The sequence below is a fragment of the Jatrophihabitans telluris genome, from assembly GCF_023516435.1.
In the GTDB taxonomy this organism is placed as follows: Bacteria; Actinomycetota; Actinomycetes; order Mycobacteriales; family Jatrophihabitantaceae; genus Jatrophihabitans_A; species Jatrophihabitans_A telluris.
The window spans coordinates 1,055,549-1,070,336 of the sequence record NZ_CP097332.1 but is presented as its reverse complement, the minus strand read 5'-3'; the positions used below and the strand labels follow the sequence as shown (position 1 = coordinate 1,070,336).

The window sequence follows — 14,788 nt, the reverse complement described above, 5'->3', positions numbered from 1 at the left end:
AACGAGCGTCTCCTAGCCGGCGAAGGCCAGGGGCGGCACGCCCGACACCCCGGCAAGATCGAGGCCGAACAACGCCCCGGCGCAGGGTTCGTCCACCAGATCGATCCCCTGGGACGAGGTCGTGATGTAGAGCCGCTCGTAGGAGGCGCCACCGAACGCGCACGCGGAGACGTTCGACGCGGGCAACCGGACGATCTCTGCCAACTCCCCCGTCGGCGTGTAACGGTGCACGGCGGCGCCGCCCCACAAGGCGACCCAGAGGCAGCCCTGCGCGTCGATCGTCATGCCATCGGGTGATCCCTGCGATTCCTCGATACGGATCAGCACTCGCTCGGAGCCGAATTCGCCGGTCCGACTGTTGTAATCGAGCGCGAGGACGGTCTGGGTCGGAGTGTCGATGTAGTACGCCCGCCCACCGTCCTCGGTGAAAACCAGGCCGTTGGAGACCGTGACCCCCTCGCGGACCGTTCGCACCGAGCCGTCCGGGTCGAGGCGGTACAGCGCACCGGCGCCGAGTGCCTGGTCGTAAGCCATGCTTCCGCAGAAGAACCGTCCTTCGGTGTCGCAGCCGCCCTCGTTCAGCCGGATCGCCGGATCGGAAACGGCTGTCGCGATCGGGCGAAAACCTGTCGATGCCGCAGCGGACACCTCGAACCCGTGCTCGGTGGCCACGAGCGCCCCACCACCGATGCGTGGACGCCAGACCGCGACGACATCGGAGACATGGTCGCGTTGCACCGCACCGGACCCGGGCGTGTAGGCGAGCAGGTCACCGCGGAGCATGTCGACGAAGCGCAGGACGCCGGCGACCGGATCCCACACCGGGCCCTCGCCGTGCTCGGCGACCGCGTCGGTCAGCTGCTCGGCGGTGTGGGTCGGGACGTGTGCGGGTGGGGGCATGACTGGAAAAGGTAGTCTCGCGGCGCGGAGTCAGCCAGCCCGATTTGCGTACCCGGCGTTGGCCCCGACATGCCGCGAGAATCCTGAAAGCACGTCGAGCGGGCAGACCTGAAGCACAAGCGCCCGAACACCCACCAATCCACCGACCACGATCGAGGACCCGGCCATGGCAGCACCATCGACGTGCGTGGTGACCGGCGCCGCGTCCGGAATCGGTCGCGCCATCACCGAACTGCTGTTGGACCGCGGCTGGGCCGTCGTGGGCATCGACCGGGATTCGACCGCGCTCACCGCTTTGTCCGCCGCCGCCGCGAGAATCGCCGCCGCAACCGGCAGGACCGCGTTGTTCACGGCCTGCCCCGGGGACGTCGCCGACCGGGCCACCTCCGAGCGGGCCGCCGATCTGGCAGCCGAGTGCGGCGGCGCACCGCTGCGGGGCTGGGTGAACAACGCCGGCATCGAGATTCTGCAACCCGCGCACGCGGTGGGCGAAGCCGCGGCCCGCCAGCAACTGGAAGTCAACATCCTCGGCACGGTATGGGGATGCTCGGTTGCCGTGCAGCGCATGCTCGCCGCAGACGCATCCGGCGAACGTGGCTGCATCGTCAACATCGGCTCGATCCAGGCCCGGCATCCTCTGCCTCAGACGTTCGTGTACTCCGCCACCAAGGGTGCGGTGTCGGCATTGACACGGCAGCTCGCAGTCGACTACGCCGTACACGGCATCCGCTGCAATGCGGTCCTGCCGGGGGCGATCCGGACACCGCTGAACCAGAGCTTCTTCGATGCCGCCGAGGACCCGGTTCAGGCCGAGCAGCGAGAAGCGTGGCTGGCGCCGATGGGACGACTGGGCGAGAGCCGTGAGGTCGCCGAGGCGGTGGCCTGGTTGCTGTCGGATTCGGCGTCCTTCGTCACCGGGCACGAGCTGGTCGTGGACGGCGGCGCCACCGCGCGGCTCGTCAGCAGCTACCAGCCGGGACCCTCAACTACCGAAGCGCTCGGCAGCTGAGGTCAGCTCGGAGGCGGCGGCGGGGTAGCCGACCCTTCGGAGCAGGGCGGCACGCTCGGCGGCCAGGTCGACGATCTCGGCGTGCAGCCCGTTGGACGCCGCAGCCGCCGCCGCAGCCGCCGCAGCCGCCGCAGCCGCCGGATCCGCCGGATCCTCGCCGGAGTCGCAGCCGGAAGCGGCAAACGGGATGGCGAGGGCAGCGCTGTCGATGGTCGATTCGGACATGTCGGATTCGGCGAACGAGTCCATCTCTGCAAACACCTCACGAGTTCACCACACGGATATGACACCAACATGTCCAAGGGCCCGGGCGAGACGTCCAACGGCCGAACAATTAGTGGACGTCCGTCTCGGACAATTAGTGGACGTCCGACTTGGCCGGTGGTGTCGCCCACACCGGGCTCGATTGCGCGGTGCCCCCGGTCGGACTCGAACCGACACTGTGCGAATTTTAAGTTCGCTGCCTCTGCCATTGGGCTACGGGGGCTCGCCGGCCGCACCACAGCCCGACCACGGCCGCAGTCCGAACCGGCACCAGGGTATTCGGTGGTGACGGCCGCGGCGTCCAACCAAGCGGAAAGGCCCGACGTCCGCACCGTCCCCATAGTCGAACTTGACTATTCACGGGCCTCCGAATCGCAGTAATCTCCGACCGTGACCGCGACTCGTCTGCTCGTGCTGGGCGTCATCCGCTTCGCCCAGCCGGTCCACGGCTACGACGTGCGGCGCGAACTGATGTCCTGGCACATCGAGGAACACACCCACGTCAAGCCGGGTTCGATCTACTCGGCCATGAACACCCTCGCCCGCGACGGCCTGATCCGTGAGGTCGACCGGGCGTCGGCCGGAGCGCGGCCGGAGCGTATTCGGTACGAGATGACCGCAGAAGGCGAGAAGGAGTTCCAGGGGCTGCTCCGCAGGACCCTGTGGACGGTCGTCCCAGCCAATGAGCCTTTGGTTCCGGGACTGTCGATGTTTCCGCTCATGCCGCGCACCGAGCTCATCGCCGCGATGACGAGCCGGATCGACACCCTGCGCGGGCAGGACAAGCAGCTGGCCTTCCTGGAGTCGACCATCAGGATCGGCGCGACCGGCGCGGACGGCGACATCCCCGATCATGCGCGAGAGATCATCCATTATCTGCGGGCGCGGTTGCGCGCCGATCTGGACTACAGCCAGGCCTTCCGGCGCCGGCTCAAGCGCGGGGACTACGTCATGGCGGGCGAGCAGGGCCCGAACGAGGGCTCTCCCGGGGACGCCCCGCCAGGCAGATGAGCGAAAAATGAGCGGCAAACGCGAGGCAAATGCGAGGCAAATGAATTGACACAGACTTAGTCAAGTTTGAATAATCGGCGCCACTGACGTCACGAAGGAGCCCCGATGATCTCCGCCCGCGGCCTGGCCCGCACGTTCACAACCAAGTCCGGTCCGGTCGAGGCCGTCCTGCCGATCGACTTCGACGTCGCGCCTGGTTCCATCGTGGGCCTGCTGGGTCCCAATGGCGCGGGCAAGACCACCACGCTGCGCATGTTGACCACGCTGCTGTCCCCGACCGCCGGGCAGGCTCAGGTCGCCGGCGTCGACCTGCGCAAGGATCCGCGCGAGGTGCGCCGGCGGATCGGCTACGTCGCGCAGATCGGGGCGGCGCCCGCCCCGGGCACCCGAGTGGGCGAGGAGCTGGTCACGCAAGGCCGGCTGCAGGGCCTGTCCAAGACCGAGTCCGCCGCCCGTGTGCAAGCCCTGCTTCCCCGGCTCAGTCTCGACGGTCTCGGCGAGCGGGCCCTGTCGGAGTTGTCCGGCGGCCAGCGGCGACGCTTCGACGTGGCCATCGGTCTGGTGCACTCGCCCCAGCTCGTCTTCCTCGACGAGCCGACGACCGGGCTGGACCCGCAGAGCCGCGCCAACCTCTGGGACCACATCCGTTCGCTGCGCGAGGAGCAGGGGGTCACGGTGCTGCTGACCACGCACTACCTCGACGAGGCCGACGCGCTCGCCGACCGGATCCTGGTCATGGACCACGGCAGGATCGTCGCCGACGACACCCCGGACGCGCTGAAGGCAGCGGTCTCCGGCGACGTCATCTCCATCACCGTCGACGGGGACCTCGCCGTCGCCGAGCAGGTCGCCAGGCAGGCGATCGACGTCCGGCGCGCGACGAGTGAGGCCGACGTGCTGAATCTGACCGTCGAACGCGGCGATGTCTCCGTCGCTCCGCTGCTGCGGGCCCTGGACACCGCCGGCCTGCCGATGCGATCGGTAACGGTATCGCGGCCCAGCCTGGACACCGTCTTCCTCGAACTCACCGGGCGCTCGTTGCGCGACACCGACGCCTGATCGCCCAGATCACCCCTTCCGGCAAAGGAATCCTGACCATGAACGTTCTGCAGACCAGCTACGTGGTCTTCATCCGGCAGATGCGCAGCCTGTTACGCAACCCGGTGTGGGTGTTCTTCGGCCTCACCCAGCCGATCCTGTATCTGGTCCTGTTCGGTCCGCTGCTGACCCGGGTGCGGTCGGGCGGGCTCGGCGGCTCGCAGTCCTGGTCGGTGTTCGTCCCGGGCCTGCTGCTGCAGCTGACCATCTTCGGCGCGGGCTTCGCCGGCTTCGGGATCATCCAGGAGATGCGCGAAGGCGTGCTCGACCGGCAGCGAGTGACACCGGCGCCGAGGCTGGCCCTGCTGCTCGGACGTTCGCTGTCGAGCACCCTGACCATCGGCGTGCAGGCGGTGGTGCTCGTGCTGGTGGCCGTCCCGTTCGGGCTGCGCCCGTCCTGGGGCGGCGTGGCCGTATCGATCATCGCGGTCTGCGTGCTCGCCCTGGGTATCTCGGCGGCCTCGTACTCGATGGGCATCATCCTCAAGGACGAGGACTCGTTCGCTCCGTTCATCCAGGGCGTATCGCTGCCGTTGCTGCTCCTGTCGGGCGTGTTGCTGCCGATGTCCCTGGCGCCGCGCTGGCTGCACGACCTGTCCAAGGCGAATCCGCTGACCTACCTCGTCGACGGGACTCGTTCCTTGTTCGTCGGACATTTCTCGGCGGGCAACGTGACCACCGGCGTGATCGTCACCGTCGTCCTGACCGCCCTGCTGGCGTGGTGGGGAAGCCGGGCCTTCGGCAAGATGTCCGCCTGAGCGAAGCCCCCAGTAGCCACTGCCCGGCCACTGCCCGGCCACCGCCCAGCCCCAGCCCCAGCCCCAAGCCCCAAGCCTCAGCCCTACAGGAACCGGGCCCCGAAGGCGATCATGACGGTCAGGGCCAGTGCCGAAACACCGAATTGGACGATCGCGAGCGCGGGCCTGGTGCTGCGATGGGTGAGAAGTGGATGGTCGAGGATGGCCAGTCGCGGCGTGGCGTGCGCGCCGAACGGTGCCACGAACGGCCACGACAGCAGGGCACTGCGAGCGCCGACCGCGAGCAGGGTGCCGACGCCCAGAGCGAGCACGAAGCCGATCGGGACGATCAGACCGACCGCCAGATTCGCCTTTCCGGCAAGGTAGATCACTGCGGTGAGGATCGGGAAGTGGGAGCAGTAGTAGACGATCGAGTCACGGCCGACGAACTGCAGCGCACCGGTGCGCTGTTCGACCATCGGCAATCGCGCGATCTTGATGAACAGCAGGAGACCGGCAACGGAGAACGGTGCGAGGACGGCGTAATAGCGCCAGGGACCGACCAGGGCGAACACGATGCTGAACGGGATGACCACGCCGGCCAGTCCCCACACCCACCGTCCCGAGATGATCCGCTCGAACAACGGCCGTCGCTCGCTGAGCAACCGCCCGAGGAAGAAGAACCCGGCCAGGAAGTAGAACCGGCGTTCATCCTCGGTGAGACCGGGCACCTCGGTGACCAGGAACGTGACGAGCACGATGAGCGTCGTGGGCAGCAGGCGCAGGAGCGGGGCGAAGGCGTAGAAGATCAACAGGTAGAGCAGGAACCAGAGGTAGGGGGTCGTCCAGTTGACCTTTTCGTAGATCGGGACGGCGTGGGAGTGGATGGCGTAGTTCAGCAGTCCCCAGAGCAGGAAGGGCCAGAGGATGCGTCGCGCTTTGCCGACGGCGTAGACCGGCAGCGGCTTGGACAGCGAGCGAGCCAGTAGCGTCCCGGACAGAAACATCAGGACGGGCATGCGGTACGAGGCGAACAGTTCGTTGAAGCGGATCAGCCAATCGGGAACGACGTAGTCATCCAGCCGCAGGATGGCGGCCGAATGCCACAGCACGACGAGGATGATGGCCGAACCTCTCAGGACGTCCATCCAGCGCGCTCGCTCGCGTCGAACCGGCTCGACCAGGACGACAGCGCCAGCGTCCGCGATGAGCGGTGCCACTACCTGGCGCACGTTGATCACGGGCTCGGTCACGCGTTCCCCCGAAGTGCGTGTGCGACGCCTGCCGACGGTACGGCGGCGCGATCACCCGGGCGGGCGGCGATCTGGCTGCGTTCCGGCGGGAGCGTTGTTCCGATTCTGGCCCGTCTCGCTGGTAAGGCCCGGGTCACAGCCACAGCACGGTTTCGGCCTGACTATGGTCTGGAGGATAACAGCGCGTTCGGATGTCCGGGAAGTGATGAGGAGGCCCAGCCATGGCGGGTGGATCGAGCAGGTTTGCGTTCAAGATTCTGTCGGCGGCGGTGGCCATCCCGGTCGGGAAGCTGATCGCCAAGGCAACCGGTAAGGCTTGGACCGCGGCGCGCCCGGACAATCCCCCGCACAACCCGAAGGAAGTTCAGACAAGCTGGGCCGACGCGATCATCTTCGCCCTGATCACCGGCATCGGCGCGGCGTTGGCTCAGCTGGTCACAACCAAGGGCGCGGACACGGTATGGCGCGCGGCCACCGGCAAGCCCTCCCCTCGTCCGAAGGAGCCGAAGGACAACACCAAGGCCGACAAGGAAGTCGCGACGCTCTAGCCCAGACGCAGCATTGAGCCCAGCGGCGGCGTCGGCGACGAACACCTCGTAGTCGCCGGGCGGCCCTTCGCGGACACCTTTCACCGGACCTCCCGGCTGTCTAGATGACGTTCGGAAGGCGATCCGCTGCAATGCGGGCACGATCGGTCGGTCAGGGGTCGGTGTTCTCCTCGCGCCGAACCAACAGTTCGGGGTGATGAAGATAGTTTCGCCGCCGCCGACGCTCATGCGGGCTGCCGGCGTTTCGCCACCAACGAGGTACGCCGGCGTCGAGACTGCAAGTCCACCCTCGGCGCGGGGCCTCGCTGTTGTGATAGCCGCACGCGAGCGCGAGATTGTCCACGTCGGTGGCGCCGCCGCGAGACCACTCGAGCACGTGGTGGACCTCGCAGCCGGCGGCAGGAACGGTGCAGTCGGGGAAAGTGCAGCCGCGGTCCCGCGCCACCACCGCCAGCCGCTGGGCGCGGGAGGCGAGCCGGCGGGAGCGACCCAGGTGCAGGACTTCTCCGTCACCGGCGAGTACCGCAGGCAGGAACCGGCCGTCGGCGGCCAGCCTCAGGGCCTGCTCGATCGACAGCGTTCCGCCGGTATGCGTGGTGGCGTGCCCGGCCCGCCGTTCCAGATCAGTCACACTCATCGTGATGACCACGGTGGCCGCCGCTCCACCCACCCTCGGAAGCAGGCCCGAGGTCAACAGCAATCGCCCCGCCTGTTCGAAGGCATCATGCTGTTGCTGAGCCGGCGTGCGCGTCTCGACGACCGGCGCCTCCGGCCGGGCCGCCGAACTGGTGGTCAACGAGTGCAGGATGGTCTCCCACAGCGCCGAACACTCAGGCGTGAGTTGTCCGTCGAGCACGGTTGATTGAGCCTGCGGCCCTGTACCGATCCGCGTCAATCGCAGCCGCCGGGACTGCTGCTGCTCGCGCTCCTCCTCCGCCGGCACCGGGCCGTCGGGGTCGAGGTAGGCCAAAACGCGCTCGGCCGTCCTGACCAGCTGGCTCGGGTTCAGTGACCGAGCCTGTTCCGCCAGAATCACGTCGACCTCCCCACCTCGGTTGCGTTGGGAGGACGGTAGGCCGTCGACGGTGCGAGCGATGATGCGGGCATGATCCAGTCCGGCGCTGCCCGATTCGACCGCCCGGGCGGTTGCCGGCAGGACCTCGGGCAGCAGCTCGCCGGTCAGCGCCGGCCGGGCCACGAGACCGTCGACCAGGTTCAGCCGCTGCTTGACCTCTCGCCGAGTCAGGCGCAGGCGATCCGTCAGTAGGCCGAGCACGTCGCGATAATTGAGCTGCCCGGCCAGACCGCGCCGCTCCACCTCAGCGATGGTGCGCAGCTGCACCAGCGGCAGCCGCCGCAGCTGCGACTCGATCGACTCGAGGAATGCGAGCAACTCATCGTCCGACGCCATGGCCGTGCCCACCGCCAGCGCCGCGTCGACTGCCGCGCCGAGCGACAAGGCAACGCCAGGAACATCGCGACCGACGTCATCGGACGCTGGGTTGCCGTCCTCGGATTCGTACATGTGTTCGATTATATCGAGAACAAGGGGCCACCGCAAGGCTGGCCGAACGAGAAAGCCCATAGCGAATAAGGCATATCCGGTCCAAGCTCACATCAGAGAAGGCTCAGCGCAATGCCATCCAGGATGTCGTGCTCGCTGACGATCACCTCAGCCGCGCCGACGAACTCCATGAGGCAGCGCAGGATCAACGCCCCCGCGCCGATGACGTCGACTCGGCCCGGATGCATGACCGGCAGCGCGGCGCGCTCGGCGCGGGTCATCGACAACAACCGCTGAGTCACCGCCGACACGTCCCTGAACGAGATCACCGACCCGTGAATTGCCCGCGGGTCGTAGGCGGGCAAGCCCAGCGCGATCGCGGCGATAGTGGTGACCGTGCCGGCGACGCCTACGAACGAGACCGCCTCCCGCACCGGAACCTCCTGTGCGGCAAGGGCAAAAGCCGTCTCCAGGTCGGACGTGGTCGCTGCGATCTGGGCCGGCGTCGGCGGGTCGTCGTGCAGGTGGCGTTCGGTCATCCGGACGCAGCCCACGTCCATGCTGAACGAGGCGGAGACGATTCCTCGGGCGGGCGATCCCAGCACCAGCTCCGTCGAGCCGCCGCCGATGTCGGCCACCAGAAGCCCCTCTCCGACGACGCCCGGAAGGCCCGCCACCGCCCCGGTGAAGGACAGCGCGGCCTCCTCGACCCCGCTGATGACCTCCGGCTCGACACCAAGAATTGCCTGCACCATCGAACGAAACTCGTCTGCGTTGGCCGCGTCCCGCGACGCCGAGGTGGCCACCATCCGCACCCGCGAGACTCCCTGTGCCTCGATGAGCGCAACGTAGTCCACGAGGGCGGCGCGGGTCCGTTCCAGCGCGGCGTCGGACAACCGACCGGTCCGGTCGACACCCTCACCCAACCGGACCACACGCATCTCACGGTGGACATCGGTGAGCGCCGGCCCGTTCCCGTCGGCGATCAGCAGCCGGATCGAGTTGGTACCGCAATCAATTCCGGCGACACGGACGGAGCGATCCCCCTCACCGGCAGCCGAATCAGCATCACGACCGCCGAAGGACCCGCGCTCATTCATGGGCCGGCACAGCGACGCAGGGGCCGTCGGCCCACCACTCGGGCAGCAGCGCGAGCGCCTCGTCGCCGAGAGGGTTCACCCCTGGTCCCACCGCCAGCGAGTGGGCCACGAGAACGTGCAGGCACTTCACCCGGGTGGGCATTCCGCCGGCGGAGATACCCGCGGTCTCCTCGACGTGAGCGTGGGATTCCCGCCGGGCGAGGTAAGCCTCGTGCGCCTGGCGATAGGCCGAGGCCAGTTCGGGCTCGACCTTCAACCGGTCGGTCATCTCGCTCATCAGGCCGGAGGCCTCCAGCGTGCCGATGGCCGACGCGGCCCGCGGGCAGGTCAGGTAGTACAGCGTGGGAAAGGGCGTGCCATCGGGCAGCCGCGGGGAGGTCTCGATGACGTCCGGGTCACCGCAGGGGCACCGGTGCGCCACCGACCGGATCGCTCGCGGTGCGCGCCCCAACTGAGCCGCCACGACGGCCCGATCGGATACGGAGATCGGCACGTCACCGGCCTCGGGCGTGCCTGCCGACTCGATACTCGGACTCATACCGCTGCAGGAACCATGTTCAGGAAGCCGCGTCGGCGTTGCGGACGCTGCCCCACAGCGTCGCGTTCCAACTGCCCTGGTGGCCGGCCCGGGCCACCCCGCTGGCCGGTGGGTTCGTACCGTCCGCAGCCTTGGGACTGCCATCGGCGTTGAGCACGGTGTAGAGCGTGTCTCCCGGACGCACGTACTGCAGCCGTGAGCGGGCCTCACGCTCCACGTAGGCGGGGTCGGCCCATTGCGATGACTGGTGCTGCAGTTCCGTCACCTTGGCCTGCAATTGCCGCTGCTGCTTCTCGGTCGCGGCCAGGGTGTCCCGCCGGTTGAGGTAGGTCTGGACGGGCGAGGCCAGCACCACGACGAGGAACAGCGCCATCGCCGTGATCACCATCGAACGACCGGTGAACCGGGGACGACGCAGAACAGCCATGCTCAGCTACCCGCCTCGGCGTTCAGCGATGCGGCGTAGCGAGGGAAGGCCCCGGCGCCGGCGTAGCGAGCGGCGTCGTCGAGTTCCTCCTCGATCCGCAGTAGCTGGTTGTACTTGGCGACCCGCTCGGAACGGGCCGGTGCACCGGTCTTGATCTGACCACAGTTGGTGGCGACCGCGAGATCGGCGATCGTGGTGTCCTCGGTCTCGCCGGAGCGGTGGCTCATCATGCACCGGTAGCCGGAGCGGTGCGCCAGGTCGACGGCGTCAAGGGTCTCGGTCAGGGTGCCGATCTGATTGACCTTGACCAGCAGGGCATTCGCGGCGCCCGCGCTGATACCGCGCGCCAGCCTGGTGGGGTTGGTGACGAACAGGTCGTCCCCGACGATCTGGATGTCGTCGTCGAGTTCGTTGGTGAGTGAGACCCATCCGTCCCAGTCCTCCTCCGACATCGGATCCTCGATCGACACGATCGGGTAGGCGGCGACGAGTTCGGAGTAGTACGCCACCATCTGTTCGGCCGACTTGGCGGCTCCCTCGAACTGGTACGCACCGTCGGAGTAGAACTCGGTCGCGGCGACGTCCATCGCGAGCACGATGTCCGAGCCGAGCTTCAGCCCGGTCTTCTCGACGGCCTCGGCGATGACGTCGAGGGCGGTGCGGTTGGATGCCAGGCTCGGCGCGAAGCCGCCCTCGTCACCCAGGCCGGTCGACAGCCCCTTGGACTTCAGGACGGACTTGAGCGCGTGGTACACCTCCGCGCCCTGGCGAAGCGCCTCGGCGAAGGTGGGTGCGCCGATCGGCGCGATCATGAACTCCTGGACGTCGACGTTGGAGTCCGCGTGCGCTCCACCGTTGAGGATGTTCATCATCGGGACGGGCAACAGGTAGGCGTTCGGGCCGCCCAGGTAGCGGAACAGCGGCAGGTCGGCCGATGACGCCGCAGCCTTGGCGACGGCCAGCGAGACGCCGAGAATGGCGTTGGCCCCGAACTTCGACTTGTCGGGGGTGCCGTCCAGATCGATGAGCGCCGCATCGACGAGCCGCTGCTCGGAGGCCTCGAAGCCCAACAGCTCCGGGCCGATGTCGTCGAGGACCGCATTGACCGCCTTGGTGACGCCCTTGCCGCCGTAGCGCGAACCGCCGTCGCGCAGCTCGACCGCCTCGAACGCGCCGGTCGAGGCACCGGAGGGAACCGCGGCACGGGCCAGTGTGCCGTCGTCCAGAGCTACCTCGACCTCGACGGTCGGGTTGCCTCGGGAATCCAGGATTTCACGAGCGCCTACAGCCTCGATGGTGGCCACGGGTCAGTCCTTCCGACGAGAACAGCGGAACACATACGTCACCGTGCACCCTATCGGGCGCGACCGGCCCCATCGCGCTCACTCGCCGGGAACGGTCTCGATCTTCGCGGGACGGCTCGCCTCCACGGTCCGGATCGCCTCGGCGTAACGGCGAGCGGTGTGGCGCAGGGCCAGTTCCGGATCGATCCCGGAGCGGACCGCCTCGGCGGCGAGCACGAACAGCCGGTCGCCGACAGAACCGCCGTCGGGCAGGGCGACATCCGTTCCCGCCTTGCCGGAGCGACTGACGAGCTTGGCCGCCAGAGCAAGCGCCGGCTGACCCAGGGCGATGCCTTCAGTCGCCGAGGAACGCTGCTTCTCGCGCTGCTTGATCGCGTCCCAGTTGGCGTTCACCTCTGCGGCCGAGGCGACGTCGACATCGCCGAACACGTGCGGGTGGCGGCGCTCGAGCTTGGCCACGAGATCTCCGGCGACGTCGACGATGGAGAAGCCACCGGCCTCCTCCTCGGCGAGCCGGGCGTGAAAGAGCACCTGCAGCAGCAGGTCTCCCAGTTCTTCACGCAGCCCGGCGAGGTCGTCCGTCTCGATCGCGTCGAGCGTCTCGTAGGCCTCTTCGATCAGGTACGGCGCGAGGCTGCGATGGGTCTGCTCGGCGTCCCAGGGGCAACCACCGGGCGATCGCAACCGGTCCATGGTGGCCACGGCGCGCAGCAGGGCCGCGCCGGCGGCCTCCGCAAGCGCGCCGGTGCTTGCTTCGGTCACGGCGTCGGCGAGGCCGTTGCGTCACCGGGCAGCGTCGTACCGAGGGTGAGCGCGTTGGGCAGCTGCTTCTTGCCGACCTCGGTCAATGACAGAGTGCGGGCGTCCCAGCCGCCGTAGCGCGGGTTCACGCTCACGTTCAGACCGGCCTTCTTGACCACACCGGCCAACTGCTGGGCCGAGGTGACCTTCGCCCCGAGGAGAGAGACCTGGGTCTGCTCGTCGAGGTAGGCCTGGTAGAACTTCGGCGCGAAGCCGAGCTTGCTCAACTGGCCCTCGATGCCGTTCGTGGTGGCCGAGTCGGAGATCGCCTTGCGCGCCTGGGCCTCCTGAGCGGGGGTCGGCTTCTCACCGGCCGCCGCGACCAGGTTCGGCCCGATCTCACGGTTGACCAGGATCGAGAGAGCGAAGAAGCGGGCCGGGACGCTGCCGTTGTTGCCGGGCACCGGTTGCACGGACGAGGTCAGATAGCTGTTCAGGTCGCTCTCGGTGATCTTGTGCCCGTTGATCACGGCCGCGGTGCCGACCTTGGTGTCGCACGCGCTCAGCCCCGCGCCGGCCATCACCAGCAGCGGCAGGGCGGCGAGTGCACGAATGCGGCCAGGGCGGAACGTGCCGGATCGGACCTTCACAGCTTTACTCCCGGATTGGTGAACACGGCGGCGCGGGCGGCTGACGCCAACCCCTACTTTCTCATGACGCGCGGCCTACTCCTGCGCCCGGGTTCGCCCGGCCGGCGACGCCGCCCACTGGCGAGCGCCACCGGCGCCGGCGTGACCACGGCGGCGGCCTGTGGCCCGCGACCGGCAGGCCGACGAACCCCGTGGTGCAACCACGCCGTGACCGTCGACGCGCGCCGGGGGCCGTGCTAGACACGTGGCATGGACGCATACCAGGCACTTGCCTATGCATTGGGCAAGCCCAGCGCCTGGGCGGACAATCCCTTCGGCCACGACCTCGACCTGGCCAAGGTCGCGGACAAGATCTTTCTCTTCCCTTCGGCCGGGGGTGGCAGCCTCGGTGACGCGCACAGCATCAGCGTCAAGAACACGGCGGAGGCGGTCGAGGAGTTCAAGGCCCGCCACCCCGCCCAGGCGGGACCGGCGCCGTACCTGAACAAGCGGCTCTGGGTCCGGGTCGTGCTCAACGGGCTGGCGGAGGAGGAGATCTGCGAATTGATCGACGACTCCTACGACCAGGTGCTGGCGGGCCTGCCCAAGTCGCGGCGGCCGGCGACGCCGTGATCATCGCCAAGCTGAGCGAATCCGACGCCGGCGAGGTGCTGACGTTGCAACGCGCGGCCTACGTCACCGAGGCACAATTGCACTCCGATCTGTGGCTGCCGGCCCTGACCCAAACCTTGGACCAGCTGCGCGCCGAACTTGCCGACGAGCACACCTTCGGACTCAAGGCGGTCGACCACGGTCGCTTCGTCGGCACGGTACGGGCCAGGGCGGACGGGCCGGTACTGCGGATCGGACGCTTGGCGGTGGCCCCGGACCTGCAGCGTCGGGGCATCGGGACCACGCTGCTCATCGCGATCGAGAACGCCGCTCCCCGTGGCATCGAGCGCTTCGAGCTGTTCACCGGGCACCGCAGTGTCGCCAACCTCCGCCTCTACGAGCGGCACGGCTACACCGAGACCCGTCGGGAACGGGTGGGGTTGAGCGGGACCGTGGTCCATCTGGCCAAGCCGGCCCCGAACAAGCCCGCCCAAGCGGGAATGCTCGCGCGGCCGCGGGGCTGACTCAAGGGCGCTTCTGGGGATGAACGGTCTCGCCCTGTTCCAGCATCTGGACGAAGGCCGCGATGCGTCTGGCGCGCGTCTCCGGACGTTTGGCCTCCTCCACCCGGTAGAGGATGGCGTAGCGGTTCTGCGAACTCAGGCTGGGGAAGAACGCGGCCGCAGCGGGCGAGGCTTCGATCGCCGCCGCGAGATCGGCGGGGACGACGGCGGTGCGCGAACCGGCGTACGCGCTGTCCCAGCGGCCGTCGGACCGGGCTGCGGCGACGGCCTCGAGTCCGGCGGCCTCCATCAGCCCGGCGGCCGTGAGTTCGCCGACGAGGCCTACGTTGCGGGCCGACCACCGGCTACGCGCCGTCCGGGGGGTGAACCGCTGCGCGTAGCTGCCCTCGTCCCTGGTCGTGACCTGCCCGTCGATCCAGCCGAAACAGAGCGCGTGCCGCAGGGCGGGGTCATAGACCAGCTCGGTGACGGAGCCGCCCTTCTTGCCGAGCACGAGCCGAACACCCTGTGATTGCTGGTGGTTCTCGCTCAGCCACGTTCGCCAGGCCGGCCCGTCGGGTACCAGCAGCTCGGGTAGTTCGACGGCCAT

The 14,788-nt window shown here is 68.4% G+C and carries 18 protein-coding genes and 1 tRNA gene; 7 read left to right on the top strand and 12 right to left on the bottom strand.

Going from position 1 to position 14,788, the window contains the following annotated elements; all coding sequences use genetic code 11:
* Positions 1 to 12: 12 nt before the first annotated feature.
* On the bottom strand, positions 13 to 900 hold the full coding sequence (locus tag M6D93_RS05150; RefSeq protein WP_249773289.1) for an SMP-30/gluconolactonase/LRE family protein: 888 nt from the start codon (positions 898 to 900) through the stop codon (positions 13 to 15).
* Positions 901 to 1,066: 166 nt separating this feature from the next.
* On the opposite strand from M6D93_RS05150, the gene M6D93_RS05145 reads away from it, so the two are divergent.
* A complete protein-coding gene (locus M6D93_RS05145; protein WP_249773288.1) occupies positions 1,067 to 1,909 on the top strand; it encodes an SDR family NAD(P)-dependent oxidoreductase in 843 nt (280 codons plus the stop codon).
* Here the strand turns inward: M6D93_RS05145 and M6D93_RS05140 are convergent.
* Positions 1,883 to 2,158, bottom strand: a complete 276-nt coding sequence (locus tag M6D93_RS05140) for a hypothetical protein (protein WP_249773287.1) — start codon at positions 2,156 to 2,158, stop codon at positions 1,883 to 1,885. The two genes, M6D93_RS05145 and M6D93_RS05140, sit on opposite strands and share 27 nt — an antisense overlap.
* Positions 2,159 to 2,323: 165 nt before the next feature.
* Positions 2,324 to 2,396 (bottom strand) — tRNA-Leu (locus M6D93_RS05135).
* Between the two features lie 167 nt (positions 2,397 to 2,563).
* Here M6D93_RS05135 and M6D93_RS05130 point away from each other — a divergent pair.
* The 3 genes from M6D93_RS05130 to M6D93_RS05120 all read left to right on the top strand — a co-directional run bounded on the left by M6D93_RS05130 (position 2,564) and on the right by M6D93_RS05120 (position 5,040).
* Positions 2,564 to 3,184 carry a PadR family transcriptional regulator gene (locus M6D93_RS05130; RefSeq protein ID WP_249773286.1) on the top strand — a complete coding sequence of 207 codons (621 nt, stop codon included), beginning with the start codon at positions 2,564 to 2,566 and terminating at the stop codon, positions 3,182 to 3,184.
* Between the two features lie 105 nt (positions 3,185 to 3,289).
* Entirely contained in the window at positions 3,290 to 4,243 is a 954-nt protein-coding gene (locus M6D93_RS05125) for an ATP-binding cassette domain-containing protein (RefSeq protein ID WP_249773285.1), read from the top strand.
* A 38-nt stretch (positions 4,244 to 4,281) separates the two neighbouring features.
* The gene (locus M6D93_RS05120) at positions 4,282 to 5,040 is read left to right on the top strand and encodes an ABC transporter permease (protein ID WP_249773284.1); all 759 of its coding nucleotides are present in this window, start codon (positions 4,282 to 4,284) and stop codon (positions 5,038 to 5,040) included.
* A gap of 83 nt (positions 5,041 to 5,123) precedes the next feature.
* Here M6D93_RS05120 and M6D93_RS05115 read toward each other — a convergent pair whose 3' ends face one another.
* The gene (locus M6D93_RS05115) at positions 5,124 to 6,272 is read right to left on the bottom strand and encodes an acyltransferase family protein (RefSeq protein WP_249773283.1); all 1,149 of its coding nucleotides are present in this window, start codon (positions 6,270 to 6,272) and stop codon (positions 5,124 to 5,126) included.
* A gap of 221 nt (positions 6,273 to 6,493) precedes the next feature.
* Here M6D93_RS05115 and M6D93_RS05110 point away from each other — a divergent pair, with 221 nt between their 5' ends.
* Positions 6,494 to 6,820, top strand: a complete 327-nt coding sequence (locus M6D93_RS05110; RefSeq protein ID WP_249773282.1) for a DUF4235 domain-containing protein — start codon at positions 6,494 to 6,496, stop codon at positions 6,818 to 6,820.
* 151 nt (positions 6,821 to 6,971) lie between these two features.
* On the opposite strand, the gene M6D93_RS05105 is transcribed toward M6D93_RS05110, so the two are convergent.
* From M6D93_RS05105 to M6D93_RS05075, 7 genes are all read right to left on the bottom strand, one after another.
* Positions 6,972 to 8,345 carry an HNH endonuclease signature motif containing protein gene (locus tag M6D93_RS05105; protein WP_249773281.1) on the bottom strand — a complete coding sequence of 458 codons (1,374 nt, stop codon included), beginning with the start codon at positions 8,343 to 8,345 and terminating at the stop codon, positions 6,972 to 6,974.
* A 92-nt stretch (positions 8,346 to 8,437) separates the two neighbouring features.
* The gene (locus M6D93_RS05100) at positions 8,438 to 9,424 is read right to left on the bottom strand and encodes a Ppx/GppA phosphatase family protein (RefSeq protein ID WP_249773280.1); all 987 of its coding nucleotides are present in this window, start codon (positions 9,422 to 9,424) and stop codon (positions 8,438 to 8,440) included.
* Positions 9,417 to 9,962, bottom strand: a complete 546-nt coding sequence (locus M6D93_RS05095) for a DUF501 domain-containing protein (RefSeq protein ID WP_249773279.1) — start codon at positions 9,960 to 9,962, stop codon at positions 9,417 to 9,419. The genes M6D93_RS05100 and M6D93_RS05095 overlap by 8 nt, the downstream gene beginning before the upstream one ends.
* A 19-nt stretch (positions 9,963 to 9,981) precedes the next feature.
* On the bottom strand, positions 9,982 to 10,389 hold the full coding sequence (locus M6D93_RS05090; protein WP_249773278.1) for an FtsB family cell division protein: 408 nt from the start codon (positions 10,387 to 10,389) through the stop codon (positions 9,982 to 9,984).
* Positions 10,390 to 10,391: 2 nt separating this feature from the next.
* A complete protein-coding gene (gene eno / locus M6D93_RS05085; RefSeq protein ID WP_249773277.1) occupies positions 10,392 to 11,693 on the bottom strand; it encodes a phosphopyruvate hydratase in 1,302 nt (433 codons plus the stop codon).
* A 78-nt stretch (positions 11,694 to 11,771) separates the two neighbouring features.
* Positions 11,772 to 12,455, bottom strand: a complete 684-nt coding sequence (locus tag M6D93_RS05080; protein ID WP_249773276.1) for a nucleoside triphosphate pyrophosphohydrolase — start codon at positions 12,453 to 12,455, stop codon at positions 11,772 to 11,774.
* Positions 12,452 to 13,084 carry a hypothetical protein gene (locus tag M6D93_RS05075; RefSeq protein WP_249773275.1) on the bottom strand — a complete coding sequence of 211 codons (633 nt, stop codon included), beginning with the start codon at positions 13,082 to 13,084 and terminating at the stop codon, positions 12,452 to 12,454. The genes M6D93_RS05080 and M6D93_RS05075 overlap by 4 nt, the downstream gene beginning before the upstream one ends.
* Positions 13,085 to 13,333: 249 nt before the next feature.
* Between M6D93_RS05075 and M6D93_RS05070 the strand changes: the two genes are divergently transcribed.
* Together M6D93_RS05070 and M6D93_RS05065 are read left to right on the top strand one after the other, a co-directional pair.
* Positions 13,334 to 13,696 carry an MmcQ/YjbR family DNA-binding protein gene (locus M6D93_RS05070; protein ID WP_249773274.1) on the top strand — a complete coding sequence of 121 codons (363 nt, stop codon included), beginning with the start codon at positions 13,334 to 13,336 and terminating at the stop codon, positions 13,694 to 13,696.
* Positions 13,693 to 14,199, top strand: coding sequence for a GNAT family N-acetyltransferase (locus tag M6D93_RS05065; protein WP_249773273.1), 507 nt, complete (start codon positions 13,693 to 13,695; stop codon positions 14,197 to 14,199). Before M6D93_RS05070 ends, M6D93_RS05065 begins: the two co-directional genes overlap by 4 nt.
* A gap of 1 nt (position 14,200) precedes the next feature.
* Here M6D93_RS05065 and M6D93_RS05060 read toward each other — a convergent pair whose 3' ends face one another.
* Entirely contained in the window at positions 14,201 to 14,788 is a 588-nt protein-coding gene (locus tag M6D93_RS05060) for a YdeI/OmpD-associated family protein (RefSeq protein WP_249773272.1), read from the bottom strand.

What these genes read in the sequence shown, in the direction of transcription:
- M6D93_RS05070 (WP_249773274.1), top strand. Translation starts at nt 13,334, where the DNA reads ATGGACGCATACCAGGCACTTGCCTATGCATTGGGCAAGCCCAGCGCC.
- M6D93_RS05150 (WP_249773289.1), bottom strand. Translation starts at nt 900, where the DNA reads ATGCCCCCACCCGCACACGTCCCGACCCACACCGCCGAGCAGCTGACC.
- M6D93_RS05100 (WP_249773280.1), bottom strand. Translation starts at nt 9,424, where the DNA reads ATGAATGAGCGCGGGTCCTTCGGCGGTCGTGATGCTGATTCGGCTGCC.
- M6D93_RS05090 (WP_249773278.1), bottom strand. Translation starts at nt 10,389, where the DNA reads ATGGCTGTTCTGCGTCGTCCCCGGTTCACCGGTCGTTCGATGGTGATC.
- M6D93_RS05105 (WP_249773281.1), bottom strand. Translation starts at nt 8,345, where the DNA reads ATGTACGAATCCGAGGACGGCAACCCAGCGTCCGATGACGTCGGTCGC.
- M6D93_RS05120 (WP_249773284.1), top strand. Translation starts at nt 4,282, where the DNA reads ATGAACGTTCTGCAGACCAGCTACGTGGTCTTCATCCGGCAGATGCGC.
- M6D93_RS05145 (WP_249773288.1), top strand. Translation starts at nt 1,067, where the DNA reads ATGGCAGCACCATCGACGTGCGTGGTGACCGGCGCCGCGTCCGGAATC.
- M6D93_RS05095 (WP_249773279.1), bottom strand. Translation starts at nt 9,962, where the DNA reads ATGAGTCCGAGTATCGAGTCGGCAGGCACGCCCGAGGCCGGTGACGTG.
- M6D93_RS05110 (WP_249773282.1), top strand. Translation starts at nt 6,494, where the DNA reads ATGGCGGGTGGATCGAGCAGGTTTGCGTTCAAGATTCTGTCGGCGGCG.
- M6D93_RS05060 (WP_249773272.1), bottom strand. Translation starts at nt 14,788, where the DNA reads ATGGCCGTCGAACTACCCGAGCTGCTGGTACCCGACGGGCCGGCCTGG.
- M6D93_RS05140 (WP_249773287.1), bottom strand. Translation starts at nt 2,158, where the DNA reads ATGGACTCGTTCGCCGAATCCGACATGTCCGAATCGACCATCGACAGC.
- M6D93_RS05125 (WP_249773285.1), top strand. Translation starts at nt 3,290, where the DNA reads ATGATCTCCGCCCGCGGCCTGGCCCGCACGTTCACAACCAAGTCCGGT.